We start from the raw sequence: 19,819 nt of genomic DNA on the forward strand, positions 1-19,819 counted from the left end.
TTTTGTCTGACAGTATACGTAAATCGCTGATCAGGTCGTGGCATCGACGAAATCAGGAGAGGAAGCGTGCGTCTATCGATCTTGGCCGCGACCGCGCTGGTCAGCGCGATGTCTATCGCCGCCTTTGCACGGACGTCACCAGCTCTCCGCGCACCGATTGCGGCGCCCATCACGGCGGCGACCCCGCCGATGGGATGGAATCCCTATAATGCCTTCGACCTCGCCTATTCCGAAGCGGACGTGATCGCCCAGGCCGAACTGATGGTGTCGCTGGGCCTGGCCGGTCTCGGCTATCGCTACGTCAATGTCGACGACGGCTGGTGGCTGCGACGCGACGACGGAACGATCGCGGTGCGGACGAGCATGTACCCCTCCGCCCGGATGCCCGATGGCCGGACCAGCCTGCGACCGTTCGTCGATCGGCTGCACAAAATGGGTCTGAAGGCCGGTATCTATACCGATATCGGTCGCAATGCCTGTTCGCAGCGCTGGCGCCCCGGCGCGCGCAACCTGCCCGAAGGAACGGTTCTGCAGCGAGAGATCGGCACATACGGCCATCATGGCGCCGACGCCGCGTTGCTGTTTTCTGACTGGGGGTTCGACTTCGTCAAAATCGATGCCTGTGGCGCCGCCGATTTCGGCCCGGAGGTCGAGGAGGTAAAGCGTGGCCAGTTCCGTGCCTTTCCCAAGCTGATCATCCGCGAACAGCCCGAGGTGTCAGACGCGAGAGCGCTTGCCCGCGAATATGCAAGCTTCGCGCAGGCTGCGAAGCGTGCAAGCCGGACGGGCGATCCGGTGATCTCGATCTGCGCGTGGGGGCAGGCCGACGTCAACGACTGGGGCCACCGCTATGGCCAGATGTGGCGCACCAGTTTCGACATCAACCCGACCTGGAAAGCGATGCTGTTCAATTTCGACAGCGCGGCGTCGCGCGCGCTGTTCGCCGGGCCGGGGCGCTGGAACGACCCCGACATGCTGGAAGTCGGAAACGGTGAATTCGACGACCGGCATCTGGTCGCGGCGCGAGCGCACATGAGCCTATGGGCGGTCATCGCTGCGCCGCTGATCCTGGGGAACGACCTGCGACGTGCATCGCCGGCCATGCTCGACGTCATCCGAAACCGCGCCGTCATCGCGATCAATCAGGATCCGGCGGGCAACCAGGGCGTCGTGATCAGCCGCGATGGGGATGCGCAGGTGCTGGCGAAGGCGCTCGCCGGTCGGGGGCGCAAGGCGGTCGCGCTGGTCAATCGTGGCGATGCGCCGCTGACCGTGTCGGCGACGCTGGCCGACATCGGGCTCGCCGCGGCGGGGCTTCGCGTGCGGGACGTATGGACCGGACGACCGGTTGCGACGGCCGGCGGCCGGCTGACCGCACGACTGGCGCCACGGGAGACGATGCTGCTATTGGTCGATGGGCGTCCGGCCGAGACGGGCGTCATGCGTCCGGCCGATATTCCAGCGCGGTTCGATGTCGCGGATGTCGGCTACAAGGCGCCGGATCGCTCACCGGAGCGGCAATGGGTACTCGCCCAGATCGGCTATCGCCCATACGGCGCGCCGCTGTTCTATGCCGGGCGACACGATCGCAACGGGCTGGGTGTGACGGCGGGCTCGTCGGTTCGGGTCCGGCTGAACCGTGAATTCTCGCGCGTGACGCTCGATCCGCGGGTGGAAAACGGAATGGGCCGCTATGCGATCCGGGGCGACGGGCGGCTGTTGGCGAGCGGCCAGGCGACGACCAGCGGTCGGCCGATCACCGTCACCGTCCGCGGTGTGCGCGAGATCGAACTTGTTGCACCGGCCGCCACGAAGGCACTGACCGAGTTCGCCTGGCACGACGTGCGGTTCGTCCGCTAGCTGGACCGTTGCCGCCGGCGCCATCGGGACTTAGGGTCCGGCAACATTTGCCGAGGACTTTATGATGCGCCTGCCTTTCGTCCTGACCGCCGCGCTGTCGTCGCTACTTGCGGCCTGTTCTTCAGGTAACGCCGAACAGGCGCGATCCGCATCCGGTGTCGTGCAGCCGCCGATCGAGACGATGAAGCGTGTCGTCGAGCAGTTGTCGTCGGACGCATTCGAAGGCCGCGCCCCCGGTACCGCGGGGGAGACGAAGACGCTCGATCTGCTCGTCGCCGAATTCTCGAAGCTTGGCCTGAAGCCGGGCAACAAAGGCAGCTGGTTCCAGGACGTGCCGATGGTCGAAATCACGGCGAAGAACGTGACGCCGCTGAGCTTCAACGGCGGCAAGGCGCCAGTGACCGCGACCTACGGCGCGCAGATGGTCGTCGGCACCTATCGCACCGATGGCGGGCGATCGATCATCAAGGATTCGCCGGTCGTCTTCGTCGGCTACGGCATCAATGCCCCGGAAAAGGGCTGGAACGACTATGCCGGGCTGGACGTGAAGGGGAAGACGGTTGTCATCCTCGTCAACGATCCGGACTATGAGACGCAAGGGCTCGGCGGTACCTTCAACGGCCGTGCGATGACCTATTACGGCCGCTGGACGTATAAATTCGAGGAAGCCGCACGCCAAGGCGCCGCCGCCGCCCTGATCGTCCACGACACCGTGCCAGCCGCCTATGGCTGGAACGTCGTCCAGTCGAGCTGGACCGGCGCGCAGCAGGTGGCGGAAGGGTCGCCCGGCAACCCGGATCAGTCGACCGCGATCGGCTGGATCTCGAACGACATCGGAAAGGCGCTGATGGCCTCGGCCGGACAGGACCTGGCGACACTGAGTGCCGCAGCGAAGAAGCCGGGCTTCAAGCCGGTGAACCTGGGCGTCACTGCGTCGGTCGCGTTCGACAACCAGACGCGCAAGCATATGTCGAAGAACGTCGTCGCGCTGTTGCCGGGCACTGCCCAGAAGGACGAATACGTCCTCTATACCGCGCATTGGGATCACCTCGGCCGCTGCGAAAAGGCGCCGGACGGCGACGATATCTGCAATGGCGCGGTCGACAATGCGACTGGCACCGCGGCGCTTGTTGCGCTGGCGGAGGCGAATGTGAAGGCCGGGCCGACCCCGCGCAGCCAGCTGTTCATCGCGCTGACCGCGGAAGAATCGGGCCTGCTCGGCGCGCAATATTATGCTGCGAATCCGGTCGTACCGCTTGCGCAGACGGTCGGCGGGGTCAACATGGACGCGCTGTCGATGGCCGGGCCGGCGAAGAACGTCGTGGTCATCGGCAAGGGCAAGTCGGACCTCGACACCTATCTCGATCGCGCGCTGGCTGCCGAAGGGCGCGTCGCAACGATCGAGCCGACGCCGGAGAAGGGCTTCTACTACCGCTCCGACCATTTCGCATTCGCGCGCAAGGGCGTGCCGATGCTGTATTTCGAAGGGGGCGACGATCTGGTCACCGGCGGACGCGCGGCGGGCGCGGCAGCGGCTAAGGATTACGAGGAGCATCGCTACCACGGGCCCAAGGACGAATATGATCCGAACTGGAATTGGGACGGCGTCGCCGGTGATTTGCGCCTCTATTACCGTGTCGGCCGTGAGCTTGCCGAGGGCAAGGACTGGCCGAACTGGGTGAAGGGTGACGAATTTCGCGCCATCCGCGACCGCTCGCGCGCGGGGCGGTGATCGCGGACAATGACAAGCGGCGAGCGGGTGGGTAAGGGGGCGACATGACGTTGCCACCTCCCCCCGAATGGGCACCGCACGACGCGGTCTGGATCGGTTTTCCCTCGCACGGCGAGCTCTGGCTCGATGATCTCGATCCCGCGCGCGAAGAAGTCGTGGCCTTTGCCCGGGCGGTGCATGCGGACGGGCGGGGCGAACGCGTATTGCTGGTCGCTGCGGACGATGAAGCTGCGGCGGCGGCGCGGCGACTTGCCCCGTTCGCGCAGGTCGTGGTCCAGCCGTTCGGTGATATCTGGCTGCGCGACACCGGCCCGATCCTGGGTGGCGACGGCGTGGCGCGGGATTTTCGCTTCAACGGCTGGGGCGGCAAGTACGACCTGGAGGGCGACGATACGATCGGTACGCGCCTGGCCGAGGCGCGCGGGCTGACGGTCGAGACTTGCGACTGGGTGCTCGAGGGTGGGGCGATCGACGGCGACGGCACCGGCCTCGTCGTCACGACCGAGCAGTGCTTGCTCAACCCCAACCGCAACGCCCGCATGTCGCAGCACGAGGTCGAGGCGCGGCTGGCTGCGGATCTGGGGCTGACTCGCGTGCTGTGGCTGGGTGACGGCTTGCTCAACGACCACACCGACGGCCATGTCGACAACCTCGCCCGTTTCGTCGGCGAGAACCGGCTGGCGATCCCCGAGGCCGCAGAGAACGATCCGAACTGGCGGATCTATCAGGACGCTGCGGCTCGCGCCGAGGCGTTCGGTGTCGAGGTCGTGCGTATTCCCTCACCGGGCCGGGTGCTCAACCACGACGAAGAGATCATTCCTGCCAGCTACATGAATTTCTATATCGGCAACGCCGCCGTCGTGGTGCCGCTGTACGGCCAGCCGAACGACGAGGCGGCCGTCGCCGCGATTCAGGCGTTGTTCCCGGGGCGCACGGCCGTCGGCTTCCGCGCCGACGCGATCCTGACCGGGGGCGGCAGCTTCCACTGCATCAGCCAGCAGTTGCCGAGCCGCTGAGGCACGCGTGTCCAAGGCCGATCGGCTTGAACGCCTCGACGAGCGCCGCGTCGAACTGGAGGGTGAATATCGCGAGATGCTGATCGCGGCCCTGCGTCGGACGGCGGCGGGGCAGTGGGGGCTGTTCGCGCATCAGAAGGACCGGCACCAGCAGAAGGCGATCGCGCCGGTGTTAGCGGAACTGGACGAGACGGCTGCAGAGATCGACGCGATACGCGCGCGTTTCGGCATGGAGCCCTTCGCCCTGCATCCCGAATTTCTCGCGGCGCGCGGACCGGTCGGTCCCAATGCGGTCGGCGAGCCCAAGCAGGCGGTTATCTGGCTGCGGAAACTGGGCGCGGACGCCGGGTAGGGACAACCCCGGCACGATCATCATGCCGGGGCTTCCGGAGGCGTTAGCGGCAGCGCACCTTGCCGCGGTCGATCTCGCGGCCGAGCAGCGCACCGCCGCCTCCGCCGACCAGCGTGCCGAGCAGACCCCCGCCGACAAGGTTGCCGAGCACCGCGCCACCGACGCCGCCGATGACCAGTCCGGTCGTGCCGTCGTTGCGACGGCAATAGGCGCGACCGTCACGCCCGCGGTAGATGCGATCGTTCCGGGTCAGCCGGCGCTCGCGATAGCGGCCCTCGCGGTAGGACCGCGATGCGTCCCAATCCTGACGATCGCCCTGCCAGCGATAATCGCGGTTCTGCGCCTGGGCCGGGGTCGGTGCGGCAAGCGGCACCGTGGCAATGGTCGCCGCAAGTGCGGCCAGCATGATCTTCATCGAGCGGGTCTCCTGGGGGGGGTAGGAAGCCGGCTCAACGCCCGGTGCGGCAGGTTGGTTCACACGCCTTTGCAGCCGGCCAGCGATCCCCTACATGGCGCGGCATGACCGAAATCACCGTCGCCGCGCTGCAGCTCGCCTTTTCGAACGATATCGATGCCAACATCGCGAATGTCTCCCGCCTGGTGCGGGAGGCCGCGGCGCGCGGCGCGCAGGTTATCCTGCCGCCCGAACTGTTCGAGGGTGAATATTTCTGCCGTATCGAGGACGAGGGCCTGTTCGCGACCGCCAAGCCGACCGCTGAGCACAAGGCGGTAATCGCGATGCAGGCGCTCGCGCAGGAACTGAAGGTCCATATTCCGACGAGCTTTTTCGAGCTGGACGGGCCGCATCACTATAATTCGCTGGCGATGATCGGCCCGGACGGGGCGGTGCAGGGCGTCTACCGCAAGAGCCACATCCCGGACGGTCCGGGCTATGAGGAGAAATTCTATTTCCGGCCCGGCAATACCGGCTTCAAGGTATGGGATGGCCCGGCCAAGCTCGGCGTCGGGATCTGCTGGGACCAATGGTATCCCGAAACCGCGCGTGCGCTGATGCTGATGGGCGCGGAGGTCCTGTTCTACCCGACCGCGATCGGCAGCGAGCCGCATGATACCTCGCTCGACACCGCGCGGTTGTGGCGCCGGGCGATGGTCGGGCACGCCGTGTCGAATGTCGTGCCGGTGGTCGCGGCGAACCGCGTCGGGGTGGAGCACGGCCAGACATTCTACGGCACAAGCTTCATTGCCGACGAACGCGGCGATATCCTGGCCGAACTGGACCGCGAGGAAGAGGGCGTCATCACCGCCAGCCTCGACCTCGACCGCGTCCGCCGCCACCGCGCCGCCTTCGGCTTCTTCCGCGATCGTCGCCCGGAACTTTATGGGCGGCTTGTGCAGGATATTTGATCGGCTAGGCTTGTCTTCGATCATGTCGGAGTGGCCTCATGCGGACCCTGGTGCTGACGATCGTTGCGCTTCTGCTCGCCGATCAGGCGACGGCCCAGCAGAGCGAAGTCCAACCGACGACGCCGCCTGATGTCGTCGTCAAGGGCGAACGCCCGCTGACGAAGGAAGAGCGCAAGATCGCTCCGAAAGGCTTTTCGGCGCCGGGGTACGACCCGGACAACACGATTACCTTTTACGAAGGCGCCCTCGGTGCGGCGCGGTGCGCGACGTCGGGTCCTTTGTTCGACGTGGCGGCGCTGCGGGCGGTCGTCGATGGCGAGTTCAATTCGAGCGCTCATGATCGGCAGATGAGCCTGCTGATCCGCAAGACCGCGACATGCGGCATGGGGTCGCAGACGGTCGCCTATCTGTCGGATCCGTTTCCGGCCTCCGAACGGGAGATGGGCATCATGTACCGCGGTGCCTTCATGCTTCGGGCGCTGCAGACATTCGCGCCCGATCTGGTCCTGACCCGCGAGCAGCTTGCCGATCCGGCGGTGCAGCAGCGCTTTCGCGACCGCGAGGCACCTCGCAACCGGCGGCGTATTGCGACGGACATTTCCTATCTGAAGGTCGCGACGTGCTTCGTCCAGCGAGACCCGGACTCCACGCGACGCATCGTGAATACCGCCGGCCGGTCGGAGCTGTATCGAATCAGCGTTCGCATGATCGATCGGCACCGAGAGTGTGTCGGCGGCGCGCCGCGCGTGTATATGGATTGGCTGCAGTTCCGATTGTATATCGCCGACGCGACCTACCGCTGGGCCTTGGCAGTCAGGAACGTGGGGTCGCTGATCCCGGCCGGCTGATACGCCGCTCAGCCGATCAGATAGGCGTAGGTCTGGAGCGCCAGAGTGGTCAGGCCGAGCACACCGGCGAGAATGAGGTCCGAACCGTAAGCGGCGGATTTGCGCATTGCAGGTCCCCTTGTTCTGTCGGGGGCGTCAACGTGAACTCACCGCTCAGCGTTCCGCTACTTGATTTCGCGCAATATATTGGCCCGGGCGAAGACGGCAGCGAACATGTCCGGCGTCAGGCGACCGGTGTTCTGGTTGTAGCGCGAGCAATGGTAGCTATCGATCAGGATACGGCCATCGGGCATGCGGTGTTCAGCGAGATGGCCGAAGCGGCATTTGGGGAGCTTGCCGCCCAGTGCCTTCACTGCCGACTGATGGGCGATCTGACCGAGTGCGACAACGATACGGACGTTGGGCAGCGCGTCGAGCTGCGCGTCCAGGAACGGGCGGCAGGTGCGGACCTCCTCCGGTGTCGGCTTGTTTTCCGGCGGCAGGCATTTGACGGCATTCAGGATGATCGCGCCGGTCAGCCGCAAGCCATCGTCGGGGCGGGCGTCATAGGTGCCCTCCGCCAGGCCATGCTCGCCCAGCGTGCCGAACAGCAGCGGCCCGGCGCCGTCTCCGGTGAAGGGGCGGCCGGTACGGTGAGCGCCATATTTGCCGGGCGCCAGTCCGACGATGGCGAGCCAGGCGTGCGGGTCGCCGAAGGCGGGGACGGGGGCGTTCCACCAGTCAGGATGTTCGGCGCGAACGGCGTCCCGCAGCGCGACGAGGCGGGGGCAGCGCGGGCAGTCGCGGGGTGGCTCGGTGGCGCTCAGCATGCGCCTCGGGTAGGCGGGGGCGATGGCGACGACAAGCTATGTGATCGCGCTCGGGTCCAACCGCGCCGGCCGGCACGGGCGGCCAGAGGCGGAAGTCCGCGCGGCGCTGCGCCTGATCGGTGGGCGGGCGGCGCCGGTGATGGCGAGTGCGCCGGTCGGGCCGTCGCTGCGGCGCTATGCCAATACCGTCGCCCTCATCGACAGCGACCTGGCGCCACCGGTGATGCTCGCCCGGCTGAAGCGACTCGAACAGGCGTTCGGGCGTCGGCGGGGGCAGCGTTGGGCGGCGCGGGTGATCGACCTCGACATCATACTCTGGTCGGGTGGCGTCTGGTCCGACCGCGCCCTGACCATCCCCCACCCGCGTTTCCGCGAGCGCGACTTCGTCCTCGGCCCGCTCGTGGCGATCGCCCCCGACTGGCGCGATCCCGTCAGCGGTTTGACGGTTCGGCAACTGCTTGCCCGGTTGACCGTTCGTCGTCCGGCCCCTAGTCGGGCCATCCGTGGTTGGGGTCCGTAGCTCAGTCGGTAGAGCAAGCGACTTTTAATCGAGAGGTCCCGGGTTCGAGCCCCGGCGGACCCACCACGGCCCTCCTCGACACGCGTCGGCACTTTAACACTGTCACTTTGGCAACTTAGTGACACGAGAGTGCCGAGCGCGGATGCAGCTGGTGATAACCAGCCGCAAGCGGCCGCGGTGCCAGCATGATGAGCTTCCGACAGCTAACCACAGGTCTCGGGCGCACCGCGCGAGCGCGCTCGCCTTCACACTCGTCGCCACGCGTGTAAGATCGCCGGTCAACGACGACGGAGCGGACATGACGATGCGGTGGTTGGGGCTGAACGCCTCCAAGGATTCGATCAGCGTCGTCGACGCCGAGATTCCAGCCAGCGGCCCGATCGTCATCCTGTCCGATGACACATGGAAGGTGCACAAGGGGGACCGCGCGACAGCCTACAGCGTCCTCCACCAGCAGTGCGCCGACTACGTCAAGGAGAACGGCATAGAGACCGTCGTGATCAAGGCGAGCGCTGTGACCGGCCAGGGCTCGGCGAAGCTGGGCCTGCTCACCAGCGCCGAGGTGAGGGGCGTCGTCATGGCTGCGGCAGGCGGCCTGTGCACCGTGAAACCCCTGTCCAAAGCAGCGGTCAGCAAGTCCTACGGCGAACGCAAGGTCGACGAATATTGCGCGGACGACGCGTTCTGGGCCGCGCAGACAACCGGACAGCCGCTCCGCAAGATGAGCCGTGAGACCGCCATGCTTCTGATCGCCGCCAGGAACGCATAGTGGCTGGCTTCATCTCCAATCTCACGATCGGTGCCAAGCTCGGCAACGGCCACTTCGGCGAGGTGTTCGAGGCCGTCGACCCCGCACACGGCAACGTCGCGGTGAAGATCATCAAGTTCGATCCTGCCGAATACACCCCCGCGACCTGGGACCAGTTCAAGCAGGACCTTTCAGAAGCCAAGAACCTGGCGAAGGCCGCGCATCGCAACGTCGTCCAGATCCACCACGTCGTCGAGGCGCCGGACGGGCAGAGCGTCGCAATCTGCATGGCATTCTGTCCCGGCGGCTCCTTCGAAAAGCCGTTCAAGGCCGGCCCGATGACGCTTGCCGCCGTCCGCAAAGCCGGCACCGAAGTGTCGCTCGGTCTCGGCGTCCTGCACTCGCGCGGAATGATCCACCGGGACATCAAGCCGGCCAACATCCTGATCGATCAGAAGGGCGTGGCGCAGCTCAGCGACTTCGGACTGGTCACCGACAACATCATTCTCGGCTACGCATCCGACAAGGGCTACTCCGACCACGTCGCCTACGAAGTGTGGCAGGGGAAGGGCACCAGCGTCAAAACGGACGTGTGGGCGCTGGGGATGACGCTCTACCGCCTGCTGCACGGAAAGGACTGGTATGACGCTTCGCCGAGTCCACGCTTCGTGATCGCCAACGGTGGCTTCGCCGATTCGCTGAAATGGCTGCCACATGTGCCGAAGGCTTGGCGTCGCCTGATCCGCAAGACGCTCAACGACGATCCGGCCAAGCGCCAGCAGAACGCGGCGGCGGTTCTCAAGGGACTCGCCACGCTGCCCGTAGCGCCCAGCTGGGAGTGCAGCGTCACCGACAAGCTGGTGAGATGGGAGCAGACCAAGGGAATCCGGCGGGTCATCGTCGAATGGAAGCGCCATTCCGCTCAGAAGCACGAGTGGACTGCATGGAGCGAGCCGACCGGCAAGGGCCGAACTATGACCCTCGGCGGTTCGTCAGGACAGATCTCCCGCAGCCAGGTGGTGCGAGAGCTGGAAACCTTCTTCGACGTCTAGCTAGGCCGGGATCGCCTCGGCAGCAGATAAGGTCCGACGAGATCGGCCGCGACGATCGGCCGGAGCCCGAAGTAGGACGCCGAAACGGCGCGACGCTCGTCGCTGCATCTCGGGCAGTAGGACTTGTCGGCCACGACCCCCGACGGGGGTCGCCAGAGCCGCCTGCAGTTGCGACAGCGCGGCTGGCTTATCGTGAGATCGGGCGACTTGCGACGCATGGCACCTCGCCTTCTATGGACCCAGCTGTGAACAAAACGTGAATCATTCCGGTGCAGCTGTCAAGCGCCGCTTCCGACGCGACCTTAGCGAGGCATCGAACACAGCATCTGGTCAGCTGGGCTCGTCCGCCGAGGGCAAGTCCGGACGGTTGCGGCGCGCCCAGTCCTTCCACGCCGCGAGCCCGTGCTGCGCCCCGCGCACGTCGCACCATTCCCCGCAGTAGACGCGCCAGAGCTGCTCGACGCGCGGGACGGGGATGCCGTTGATGCACTCGACACCGTGACGCGACCAGTCCCTCTTGCCCGAGCGCTTCGGGCGGCGGACGATCACCGTGCGATAGAGCTGGCATTCGCGATCGCCATCGCCCTCGACGGGATCGAGGATCTGGTGCCGCGTGCGTTCGGTGATCGCCTGGACGGCGAGCTCGAGCGCGTCGCGATCCGTCGCCGAGACATGATCGCGAGCCAGCCGCTCGATGTCGGCCAGGAAGGCGTCCCGGCCTACCACGACCGCGACGTAGCCGGCCGCGAGATCGGCGGCGAAGCGGATCAGCCACTTGGCGTAGCTGCGCGGCCCCAGCTTGGTCATGTCGCGCATTGCGAACCGGAAGCGACCCTCGACGTCGCGGTGGACGACCAGCGCGTCGTCGATCGCGGACAGCCGCTGACGGACGCCATGGGGCTCATACATCGGGAAGAGGATCAGCAGCTTCGCCGGGTGGACGTTCATCTCGATCTCCTTGATCTACCGCCCGACCCACTGGTCGAGCGGATGCTCGAACGGCGTGCCGCCGAGCACGCAGTCGTGCATGAAGGCGGTGCCGAGCGTGATTCCGACGAGGCGCTTCTGCCTGCTGATCGGCGTGGGCTTCGCGATCCTAAACAAGCGGCCGCCCACGGCGCCGATCACCGCGCCGCTCTCGCGAAGCGGATAGAACATCGGCCAGGACCCGTTCCTGACCCACAGCTGATACTCCGGATAATGCACGGTCGCGGTGGGCCGGTGCAGCACGACGTCGAACAGCAAGCGGTGGCCTGAGCGGAACGGATCGACGAACGTGGCGAGGACGTCGCAGCCGTGGCGGAGCGCCAGCGGGCGCAACGTGGCGACGTCGAGCGGCTCGACGTGGTCGCCGGCGGTCACGATCAACGGCTTGCCCACGATGCGGTATGCGTTCGGAACGCGAACCCCGCCGTAGATGCAGTCGGCCTCGCGATGGCCCAACATCGCCACCATCGCGCGCATCGCACGCTCGCGGGGCTGCACGCTGAGATGAGTGTCGGCGTCCCTTCCGGGGAATCCGTGCGTCATGCGTAGCGCTCCCGCCAGGTGATCCGCTCGACGAAGGGGCCCGTCTCCGTCCCGCCCGCGCCGCCCGAATAGACGTGCACCTCGAGCCACTCGCTCTCAGCGTCGCGTGCGCCGTTGGCGACCTCGCGCCACCAGCAGCGGCGTTCGCCGTCCCACCGGTAGCCGCGGGCCTTCAGCGCGTCCTTCGCGTCGAACGCCGCGCCGACCGCGCGGAAGCGCCAGCTCGGCGCGCGTGCGCTTTCCAGCATCTCGGCCAGAGCGGTGCGGCCAGTGGGCAGCTCGTGGCGAAGGAGCGCGATCAGCGCGTCGACGTCGTCGCCGGCGCGATGCGCGCCGTGGAAGCGATGGATCTGGACCAGCAGCCAGCCGAGCGACCGGCCGCCCTCGAAGCCGGCGGCGCGCCAGTCCACCTCCGCGCAGGAGCAGGCCCAGGCGAGGCCGGCCGCCTGCGGCAGGCGGCGCTCCAACACCTTGCGGTCGAAACCGGCGTTGTGCGCCACCACGAACTCCGCCGAGCGCAGCAGCTTCATGGCCGCCTCCTCGTCGAGAGCCTGGCCGGCGAGCTCCGCGTCCACCAGCCCGGTCAGCCGGGACACGTCGGGGTCAAGGGGGCGGCCGGGATCCTCCAGCCACGAATAGGGCTGGTCGATGGCGACGATGACGCCGTCCTCGTCGAAACGGAACCGCCGGACCGCAAGCTCGATGATGCGGTCGTCCGGGCCGAGACCAGTCGTCTCGGTATCGATGGCGATACCCACGCGCGTGGCTTCCAGCGAACCGGCACCCGTCTGGCCGGCCGGCAGCTTGAGCCGGCGCAGCAGCCTGAAGTCGTCGCTGCCCTCGATCACGCGCAGCACCGCCTCGGCGAGATCCTCGTCCCGCATGTGACCTCCGATGATGAAGTGCTTCGAGTGGCGCCCGGCCCGAGCGGCCGGGCGCGACGGCTCAGGCGAGGAAGCGCTGCTCGACGTTGACGTCGAGCCCCGCCGCCAGCGGCGAAGCGGGATCCGCCGCGACGAGCGCGAGCGTGTCGCACATCGCGGGGGAGACCAGCGCGGCCACCAGCGGATCGGCCGGATCGAAGCCGGCGACGATGCGCGCGTCGGCCGAGGCCGCGCCCATCCGGCAGTAGAGGCGGCCCGCGACCTCGGCCTCCTCGGTCGCGAGCGAGGCGTGGAACGCCTGGACGTTCTCGAACCCGTCGTGCGAGACGACCGTGGCCGTGAAGAGTCGCGGCTCGGGTTCCGCAACGCGGCCGAACGGAAGGATCTGGGCGCCGTAGCGCTCCGCGTCGACGGCAGCTTCATCGTCGTCGTCAGCCGCCAGCTCGTCGACCACGTCCGGGTCCGCGTCCAGCCCCAGCGAAAGCCCGTGGACCAGGATGCCGCGCAGGCAGGACTGGCGGGCGAGGCAGGCGTCGATCGCGCTGGCCCCCTCGAACAGCGCCCGCGGAGCGAGCAGCCAGCTCATCGGGTCGTGAGCCACGCCCTCGCGCTGGAACCTCGCGCCGGTCTCGGCCGCGACGAGCGCCAGGCGGACCAGACCGCGGCGGGTGGTCAGGACGGCAGCGTCGCCGGGGGCGTCATGGCCCAGCGGGTCTTCGTAGCGCACGGGCGGCATCGCCGCCTCGGCTGGCACATCGAACATCGTCATCATGTTCATGCGTCGTCTCCCTCCGCCGATCCCTTCATGCGCTCCCGCCGGCGGAAAGACGGGTGCAACACTGAAGTAGCTACAGGGTTTCCATTATTCAACCCTTCTAGATATATCGAATCGTTTTTCTGCTTATGCCGTTTCGAGTCAGCGGAAGGAAAGACGCCTTGCGGTCGCGTTCCCTTCGGTTATTCTGGAGGAATGGAAAAGATGAAGGCCATCACAGTCATGAGCGCCTTGGCCCAGCCCACCCGGCTGGCAGTGTTCTCGCTGCTCGCGCGCGCAGGGGTGGAGGGGATGACCGCCGGCGAGCTGGCTGAGCGGACCGGGACGCCCGCCAACACGATGAGCAGCCACCTGACCATCCTGTCGCAGGCCGGCCTCGCGACGTCGCGCCGGGCCGGTCGCAACATCTTCTACAGCGCAGTGCCGGAAGCGATCCGGCAGCTAACCGTCTTCCTGATCAAGGACTGCTGCGACGGCTGCGCCGCCGTGTGCGACAACCTCGAACACGACCTCAACGCCTGCCGCAGAGCCCGAAACACGGGGCCTGGGGTGGCCAAAGTCTGACGGTCCCGGTGATCGGCACCGACAGCTGAGAGCCCAGCGCATGCCACGTCGTCGAAGGCAGGCGGGCGCACGGGCAAACCAGTGATCTCCGCAGCGGTCCTCCCTGGGCGCTCGCACGCATGGGCGGCGATCCCGGGGGCACGGAGCGTCCGCCCGGCGACCTCGGCGATATTGGGCAGATCAGCATACTTTGCGCGCTGTTGATCATCCTCGCGACACTCGGGCTGCCTTTCCGGCGCGGTGACCATCGAGCAGCCCGCATTGCCGTAGAGGCCATTGTCACTCCTTCAGACCAGACCGGGCCGGTCACCACCCGTCGAGGCTTCGAAACGTGCGACCCGGTCAAAGCCCACGGGCGACACTCGCACGCGATCGAGGACGAGGTTCAACAAGCTGCAGCGAACAACCGTCCGCGCCATCTCCAGCAACCCGACGACGGGTAGATAAATGTTCCCTATTCGTTCTCTATTGACTATGGGCTTGTGGTCCTTGCCGAATTCGGCGATAGTCGATTCGCGCGGTCCGCTCCCCGAGGGAACGGCCGCGCGTTCGATTCAGGGGTGTGCGCAATGTCGTTGGAGATCGCCGAGAATCTGAGCCGCCGGCTCGGCCTCGCCCACGGCCTCCTGCTGGGCCTCGAACGCGACGTCCAGCAGCGCCACCACGCGCTGCTGGACGGCGTCGACGGCAGCTTCTCGCTATCCTCCGGGCCGATCGACGTAGAGCGCGTGCTCGACTGGACCTGGTCGTCGCAGCTTGCGACCCACGTGACCGTCGATGCCGACACGCTCACGGCCAGGCAAGTCGCCTCGGACGCAAGGCCGCTCATCTTCAAGCGCGACCAGGTCGACCGCCAGCCCGAAGGATTCCTCTCCGCCATCATCTCGAAGCGGGTCGAGCCGGCGATCGACGTCGTCCAGCACGTGGTCGGCTGCTTCCGCTCGCACCGCCACGTCGCAGCCGCCGCACACCTCACCAACACCGAGGCGCTCGAGACCTTCCTGCGCGTCATGGCGCAGGAGATCCGCGGTCCTTTAGGGGCGGACGCGATCCCCGACGGCATCGTCCCCGATGCGCAGGGACGCCTGCCCGGCGACCACGAACATCGCCTGCGCGAGGAGCTGCGCTTCAGCCGGCTCGCAGGTCGCCGCGCCGAGCTCGCGCTGACCATGCGCCATGCGGCGGGAATGGTCTTCCAGGAAGCGCATGCCGACCTCCTGACCGAGCCGCTGCAGCCGCAGCTGTTCGGCCTCGCGCCAGTGCCGGACCGCGCCAACCGCACCCAGCTCGGGGCATACTACACCCCGCCCGGTCTCGCGCGGAACCTCGCCGACCTCGCCATCGCCGACCACCTCCACAAGTCCCGGATCAAGATCGTCGATCCGGCATGCGGTTCCGGCATCTTCCTTTGCGAGGTCCTGCGTGCGCTCGAACGTCGGGGCTACCAAGGCGCAGTCGAGCTGATCGGCCTCGACGTCTCCGCAAGCGCGATCGCCATGGCGAGGTTCGCGCTCGACCATGGGGGGTTCGCCGACCGGCCCGGCGTTACCGCCACGGTCCGCGTCGCGGACTTCCTGCGCCTCGCCGACCGCCTGGACGCCGACATCGTCCTGATGAATCCGCCGTTCCTTGCGATGCCCGAGATGGACGCCGACGTTCGCGAACGGCTCCAGCAGATCCTCGGCGATGCCTTCCGCTACCGTCCCGACCTCTCCATGGCGTTCACCTCGCTAGCCCAGCACCACCTGCGCCCGGGCGGCACGTTAGCCACGCTGCTGCCGGCAGGGGCGCTGAGCCAGACCGGCGGCGTCAAGTGGCGGGATGGCCTTCTGCGCGGCAACGAGGTCGAGCTCATCGCGGTCCTCGGCGAGCACGGCCTGTTCCGCGACGCCATCGTCAACATCGCGGCGCTCGTCCTCCGCAAGAGCGAGCAGCCGGCCGAGTCCGCACCAACCATGCTGTGGGCCAGCCAGAAGCGCGGCGCGAGCAGCGCGGCACTGCGGCGACTGCGACGCTGGACGACTGGCAACCGCAACGCCGAGCGCACAATCGACTGGTCCATCTATCCCACCTCGCAGCGTATGCTCGCCGAGCGGGACGACTGGACGCCGCGCCCCTACAGCCTGGGCGAGCTGCCGGAACGGCTCGCCAGCACCCCCGGCATCGCCGCCGTCGAGGATCTCTTCCACGTCGAACTCGGCGTGCGCGCAGGCACGGTCGGCGCCACGCTGCAGATCGAGAGCGATGAATACGAGCGACTTCCGGCGAAGGAGCGCCGCCTGTTCCGGCCCGTCGCCGAGACTCGTTCGATCAGGAACGGCCGCATCCAGCCGATCACCTGGATCTTCTATCCCGACGAGCCGATGACCTCCACGCAGATTCAGCGCGCGGCTCCCACGTTCCACGCCCGGTACCTGGCGCAGCTGGGCGTGGCGGATGGCGATCGGATCGACCTCGACCGCGCGCGCCGCGAAACCAACCTCGCGCGTCGCCCTCGGCTGGTCGCTCGCGCCTTCATCGGACCCGACAGCTTCGCGGTCGACGGGGACGGATCCTTCGTCGTCGTGCAGGGCTATTCCTGGATTCCCAAGCAGCCGGTCGTCGGCGCACCGTTCGACACCGCCGAACTCCTGCAGGACTACGCGTTCCTGCTAAACTCGCGCCTGTTCTTCGCCCTCCTGCGCGAAAACGGCCGCATCGTCGGCGGCGGCCAGGTGGATGGCGCCAAGAACCAGGTCCGCCGCGTGCCGCTTCCCGATCTGGGCGCCATGTATCTCGAGACGCCCGAACTCCTCGATCAGGCACGTGAGCTGCGCCAGCTGGATCAGTCCGAACGGCCTTCCGCGCAGATGCTGGATGCCTTCACGGCCGCCGCCTACCGGACCAGCTTGGAAGAATGGTCGCTTCCATGAGCCGGCCGCTGGTGCGCGCCCAGCCGACGATCGAAAGCCGGCTGCGGAGACTCGAACAGAAGCTCAACGACGAGCTCGGCTTCCGAGACCAGCGGCTTCGCTTCATTAAGATCGCGACCAGGAACGGTCCCACCACATGGGTCCTGCGCAATCAGACGAACGAGGCGGCCGGCGTGACCCTGCCGCAGGGCAGCGCCGCGGAACTCGCTCCCGCTGCCGGCGACGACTCCATCCTCTACTTCGGCTACAACGAGCAATGGCAACCCGCGCGCGGGCGAGACCAGATCGAGTTCGCATCCAGCAACCTGCGCTTCGTGATCGCCGGCGTCGAAGCCATGCCCGACCTGCGCTTCCGTCTCGAATGGGCGGGCGCGAAGACGGAGGGCGGCGCCATCGGCTATCCCGGCCGAGGCGCGGCGCATCCGCACTGGCAGTTCGACGTCGACGCGGGCTGGCTGGACTCCTCGATACCAGCACCCGGCGCAGGCGAGCCGATCGAGATCGACCTGGAGCCCGAGGCGGAAGAGATTGATCTGGAAGACGGCGACGTGATCGCCGTCGCCGCACCCCAGCCGCGTATCGCAGCAACGCTAGCGGGGTTTCACCACCTGCACCTGCCCGCGCGCACTATGTGGCATGACCTGCTCTGCGTGATGCCCGACATGGCCGCTCCTCAGCAGCATACGCCGGGGTCGGAAGACGAGATCGACAGGTGGGTGATCTCGGCGCTTCGCTATCTCCGTTCCGAGTTCCAGGCCTATCTGTGATGCCGAGCGCGAGCGCCTCTCGCGCGAACCGCTCGGAAAGATTCGGGATATAGTTGGAATCGACGCGCGCAACGAACCAGACGCTGCCGGACGCCCGGGCTTGTGGAAGGCGAGGGCGTCGCCCGGCCGGGCGGCCGGCGGGGTGCAAGCCGCCGGCCAACCGGAGCGTCAGAACCAGGCCTGCACCGCCATCACCCATGACGAGACGGTGGAGACCGCGGGCTCCAGCGCCCCGAGGATCTCGTCCTGGTGTTCGACGGCGTATTTGAACATCAGCCCGCCAGCGGCCGCCAGCGGCCGCCACCGCGCCGCCGACCAATTTTCCAGGCGCATCGGCGGCCTGCTGCTTCACCCACGCCATGAACCGGCGGAAGCGGGTTTCGGCGCGTGCCAGCTTGTCGGCATCGGCGTCGTTCTCCCTGCCGGGCTTCGCCAGTTCGGACCGGACATCGTCGATGCTCTCCTGAACGGCGTTGAGGTCGATCTCGCCCTCGACGTCCTCCGGTGGACGGTTGTGGCCGATGCCCGCCACGCCGCCGTTATCGTCCTCGCGCAGCTTGAGCAGCGCCGACACATGACCCTCGATCCGGTCAAGCTGCTCGCCAAGGGCGGCCAGCCGATCCGCAAGCGGCTCGGGTGCCGGACCGCCGTCCAGTTCCAGACCGCCGTCCAGATCCATGTCCGGATCCTCATAGTCGTCGGGCTGGACGCGGCCATCGGACGGGGCCCAATCATATATGCCGTCCGACTGGATCTCGTCGACCGCCTCCTCGATCTCGCCCTGCTCGGCCTCCGGAAAGGTCGAGCTGATCTGATCCAGCGCGTCGTATGGCCCGCCCCAGATGTATTGATATCCGCCCTCGGCGCTCTCGTGCGGGGTATGCTCGGCCGGATCCTCGAAGTTGTCGCGGAACCACTCCACCATGGCCTCGACGCGCTCTTCGCGCTCGAGCCCGCCGAGCGACGGCGGGGCGGACGCGTCCTTCAGTTCCAGCCCCGAGCTCATCTGGGATCACCGCCCTTCGCGTCGTCGCCGAACGCCTCCAGGATGCGGCAGTCGCCCACGGTGCCGCCGGCGCAGTTCGAGATGATTGCGGAGAGCTCCCGTCGCAGACCGCGCAGGTCTGCGATCTTGCGATCGACGTCGGCCAGGTGCTTCGACGCGATCGCGTCGATCGTGTCGCACGATCGATCCCGCTGGCGCGCAAGGTCCAGCATCGCCCTGATCTCCTCGAGCGTGAATCCCAGGTCGCGCGTCTTCCGGATAAAGCGCAGCCTGTCGAGGTCGCCTGTCGAATATGACCGGTAGTTGCCACCGGTCCTGGCTGGCGGCGCGATCAGGCCCGCCCGCTCGTAATAGCGAATCGTCTCCACCTTCACGCCGGTAGCTGCCGCCAGTCGTCCGATCGTCAGGTCCGCCACGAAACTCCTTGAGTCTCTAGTTGCTACAGGGTCCATATACCCATCCACGTCGAGTCGCACGAGGTGGAAATGGCCTGGAGCAGCTGCGCGTCGGGGCATGCTGACCGTGGCCGCGATCGGCCTCGTCGTGAACCTCATCTCCATGCGGCTGCTCACCGCCGGCAAGGACGGCAGCTTCAACGTAAAGGGCGCCTATCTCGAGGTGTGGGCGGACATGATCGGCTCGGTCGGCGTCATCATCGGCGCGCTGGCGATTAAGTTCACCGGCTGGACGTGGATCGACCCGATCGTCGCCGTGGCGATCGGCTTGTGGGTGCTGCCGCGGACCTGGGTCCTGCTGCGCGACACGACGAACGTGCTGCTCGAGGGCGTGCCGTCGGGCCTGCGGCTGGTCGAGGTGCGGGCGGCGGTCTCGGCCGTCCCCGGCGTCGCGGGGCTCCACGACCTGCACGTCTAGTCGATGTCCAACGACGACGTCAGCTGCACCATGCACGTCACGCTGGCGCCGGGCGCGGATGCCGACACCGTCCGCAAGGCCGTCGCCGAGCTGATCGACGAGCGGTTCTGCATCGAGCACGCGACGATCCAGACCGAGGGACCGGGAGAGGCGTGCGGGGAGAGCGAGCACCTCCATAGCTGACGACGAGAACCCGCCGGCGGCGC

At 67.2% G+C, this 19,819-nt stretch carries 22 protein-coding genes and 1 tRNA gene; 15 read left to right on the plus strand and 8 right to left on the minus strand.

The genetic code is table 11. The features are described 5' to 3' along the window. Positions 1 to 66: 66 nt before the first annotated feature. The 4 genes from JW805_04295 (at position 67) to JW805_04310 (ending at position 4,960) form a co-directional block, all read left to right on the plus strand. Entirely contained in the window at positions 67 to 1,860 is a 1,794-nt protein-coding gene (locus JW805_04295; GenBank protein MBN2971233.1) for an NPCBM/NEW2 domain-containing protein, read from the plus strand. 64 nt (positions 1,861 to 1,924) lie between these two features. Continuing rightward, positions 1,925 to 3,592: a M28 family peptidase gene (locus JW805_04300; protein MBN2971234.1), complete on the plus strand. Its 1,668-nt coding sequence runs from the start codon at positions 1,925 to 1,927 to the stop codon at positions 3,590 to 3,592. A 44-nt stretch (positions 3,593 to 3,636) separates the two neighbouring features. Next, a complete protein-coding gene (locus tag JW805_04305; GenBank protein ID MBN2971235.1) occupies positions 3,637 to 4,608 on the plus strand; it encodes an agmatine deiminase family protein in 972 nt (323 codons plus the stop codon). A gap of 7 nt (positions 4,609 to 4,615) precedes the next feature. After that, positions 4,616 to 4,960 carry a hypothetical protein gene (locus JW805_04310; GenBank protein ID MBN2971236.1) on the plus strand — a complete coding sequence of 115 codons (345 nt, stop codon included), beginning with the start codon at positions 4,616 to 4,618 and terminating at the stop codon, positions 4,958 to 4,960. A 43-nt stretch (positions 4,961 to 5,003) separates the two neighbouring features. Here JW805_04310 and JW805_04315 read toward each other — a convergent pair whose 3' ends face one another. After that, on the minus strand, positions 5,004 to 5,375 hold the full coding sequence (locus JW805_04315) for a glycine zipper 2TM domain-containing protein (protein MBN2971237.1): 372 nt from the start codon (positions 5,373 to 5,375) through the stop codon (positions 5,004 to 5,006). Positions 5,376 to 5,479: 104 nt separating this feature from the next. Here JW805_04315 and aguB point away from each other — a divergent pair, with 104 nt between their 5' ends. Then, positions 5,480 to 6,325 carry an N-carbamoylputrescine amidase gene (gene aguB, locus JW805_04320; protein ID MBN2971238.1) on the plus strand — a complete coding sequence of 282 codons (846 nt, stop codon included), beginning with the start codon at positions 5,480 to 5,482 and terminating at the stop codon, positions 6,323 to 6,325. A 38-nt stretch (positions 6,326 to 6,363) separates the two neighbouring features. Further along, positions 6,364 to 7,173: a hypothetical protein gene (locus JW805_04325; protein ID MBN2971239.1), complete on the plus strand. Its 810-nt coding sequence runs from the start codon at positions 6,364 to 6,366 to the stop codon at positions 7,171 to 7,173. 164 nt (positions 7,174 to 7,337) lie between these two features. Here JW805_04325 and JW805_04330 read toward each other — a convergent pair whose 3' ends face one another. After that, complete coding sequence (locus tag JW805_04330; protein ID MBN2971240.1) at positions 7,338 to 7,982, minus strand: uracil-DNA glycosylase; 645 nt, start codon at positions 7,980 to 7,982, stop codon at positions 7,338 to 7,340. Between the two features lie 22 nt (positions 7,983 to 8,004). On the opposite strand from JW805_04330, the gene folK reads away from it, so the two are divergent. The 4 genes from folK (at position 8,005) to JW805_04350 (ending at position 10,302) form a co-directional block, all read left to right on the plus strand. Next, entirely contained in the window at positions 8,005 to 8,502 is a 498-nt protein-coding gene (gene folK / locus JW805_04335) for a 2-amino-4-hydroxy-6-hydroxymethyldihydropteridine diphosphokinase (GenBank protein MBN2971241.1), read from the plus strand. Then, positions 8,493 to 8,568 (plus strand) — tRNA-Lys (locus JW805_04340). The genes folK and JW805_04340 overlap by 10 nt, the downstream gene beginning before the upstream one ends. A 232-nt stretch (positions 8,569 to 8,800) precedes the next feature. Beyond that, on the plus strand, positions 8,801 to 9,271 hold the full coding sequence (locus JW805_04345) for a hypothetical protein (protein MBN2971242.1): 471 nt from the start codon (positions 8,801 to 8,803) through the stop codon (positions 9,269 to 9,271). Further along, entirely contained in the window at positions 9,271 to 10,302 is a 1,032-nt protein-coding gene (locus JW805_04350; GenBank protein MBN2971243.1) for a serine/threonine protein kinase, read from the plus strand. The genes JW805_04345 and JW805_04350 overlap by 1 nt, the downstream gene beginning before the upstream one ends. A gap of 330 nt (positions 10,303 to 10,632) precedes the next feature. On the opposite strand, the gene JW805_04355 is transcribed toward JW805_04350, so the two are convergent. From JW805_04355 to JW805_04370, 4 genes are all read right to left on the minus strand, one after another. Then, a complete protein-coding gene (locus JW805_04355) occupies positions 10,633 to 11,250 on the minus strand; it encodes a hypothetical protein (protein MBN2971244.1) in 618 nt (205 codons plus the stop codon). Positions 11,251 to 11,265: 15 nt separating this feature from the next. After that, the gene (locus JW805_04360; GenBank protein MBN2971245.1) at positions 11,266 to 11,766 is read right to left on the minus strand and encodes a hypothetical protein; all 501 of its coding nucleotides are present in this window, start codon (positions 11,764 to 11,766) and stop codon (positions 11,266 to 11,268) included. 62 nt (positions 11,767 to 11,828) lie between these two features. After that, entirely contained in the window at positions 11,829 to 12,716 is an 888-nt protein-coding gene (locus JW805_04365; GenBank protein ID MBN2971246.1) for a 3'-5' exonuclease, read from the minus strand. Between the two features lie 61 nt (positions 12,717 to 12,777). After that, positions 12,778 to 13,494 (minus strand): hypothetical protein, encoded by a 717-nt coding sequence (locus tag JW805_04370; GenBank protein ID MBN2971247.1) that lies wholly within the window; start codon positions 13,492 to 13,494, stop codon positions 12,778 to 12,780. 192 nt (positions 13,495 to 13,686) lie between these two features. Here JW805_04370 and JW805_04375 point away from each other — a divergent pair, with 192 nt between their 5' ends. The 3 genes from JW805_04375 (at position 13,687) to JW805_04385 (ending at position 16,967) form a co-directional block, all read left to right on the plus strand. After that, positions 13,687 to 14,055 (plus strand): helix-turn-helix transcriptional regulator, encoded by a 369-nt coding sequence (locus JW805_04375; GenBank protein ID MBN2971248.1) that lies wholly within the window; start codon positions 13,687 to 13,689, stop codon positions 14,053 to 14,055. Positions 14,056 to 14,174: 119 nt separating this feature from the next. Then, positions 14,175 to 14,498 carry a hypothetical protein gene (locus tag JW805_04380; protein ID MBN2971249.1) on the plus strand — a complete coding sequence of 108 codons (324 nt, stop codon included), beginning with the start codon at positions 14,175 to 14,177 and terminating at the stop codon, positions 14,496 to 14,498. A 126-nt stretch (positions 14,499 to 14,624) separates the two neighbouring features. Beyond that, positions 14,625 to 16,967: an N-6 DNA methylase gene (locus JW805_04385; protein MBN2971250.1), complete on the plus strand. Its 2,343-nt coding sequence runs from the start codon at positions 14,625 to 14,627 to the stop codon at positions 16,965 to 16,967. A 627-nt stretch (positions 16,968 to 17,594) separates the two neighbouring features. On the opposite strand, the gene JW805_04390 is transcribed toward JW805_04385, so the two are convergent. Together JW805_04390 and JW805_04395 are read right to left on the minus strand one after the other, a co-directional pair. Next, complete coding sequence (locus JW805_04390; protein MBN2971251.1) at positions 17,595 to 18,740, minus strand: hypothetical protein; 1,146 nt, start codon at positions 18,738 to 18,740, stop codon at positions 17,595 to 17,597. Beyond that, the gene (locus tag JW805_04395) at positions 18,737 to 19,192 is read right to left on the minus strand and encodes a helix-turn-helix domain-containing protein (protein ID MBN2971252.1); all 456 of its coding nucleotides are present in this window, start codon (positions 19,190 to 19,192) and stop codon (positions 18,737 to 18,739) included. The genes JW805_04390 and JW805_04395 overlap by 4 nt, the downstream gene beginning before the upstream one ends. Before the next feature lie 61 nt (positions 19,193 to 19,253). On the opposite strand from JW805_04395, the gene JW805_04400 reads away from it, so the two are divergent. Then, positions 19,254 to 19,613: a cation transporter gene (locus tag JW805_04400; protein ID MBN2971253.1), complete on the plus strand. Its 360-nt coding sequence runs from the start codon at positions 19,254 to 19,256 to the stop codon at positions 19,611 to 19,613. A 3-nt stretch (positions 19,614 to 19,616) separates the two neighbouring features. Further along, positions 19,617 to 19,796, plus strand: a complete 180-nt coding sequence (locus JW805_04405) for a hypothetical protein (protein MBN2971254.1) — start codon at positions 19,617 to 19,619, stop codon at positions 19,794 to 19,796. Positions 19,797 to 19,819 lie beyond the last annotated feature (23 nt).

The sequence above is a fragment of the Roseomonas aeriglobus genome (genome assembly GCA_016937575.1).
GTDB lineage: Bacteria > Pseudomonadota > Alphaproteobacteria > Sphingomonadales > Sphingomonadaceae > Sphingomonas > Sphingomonas aerigloba.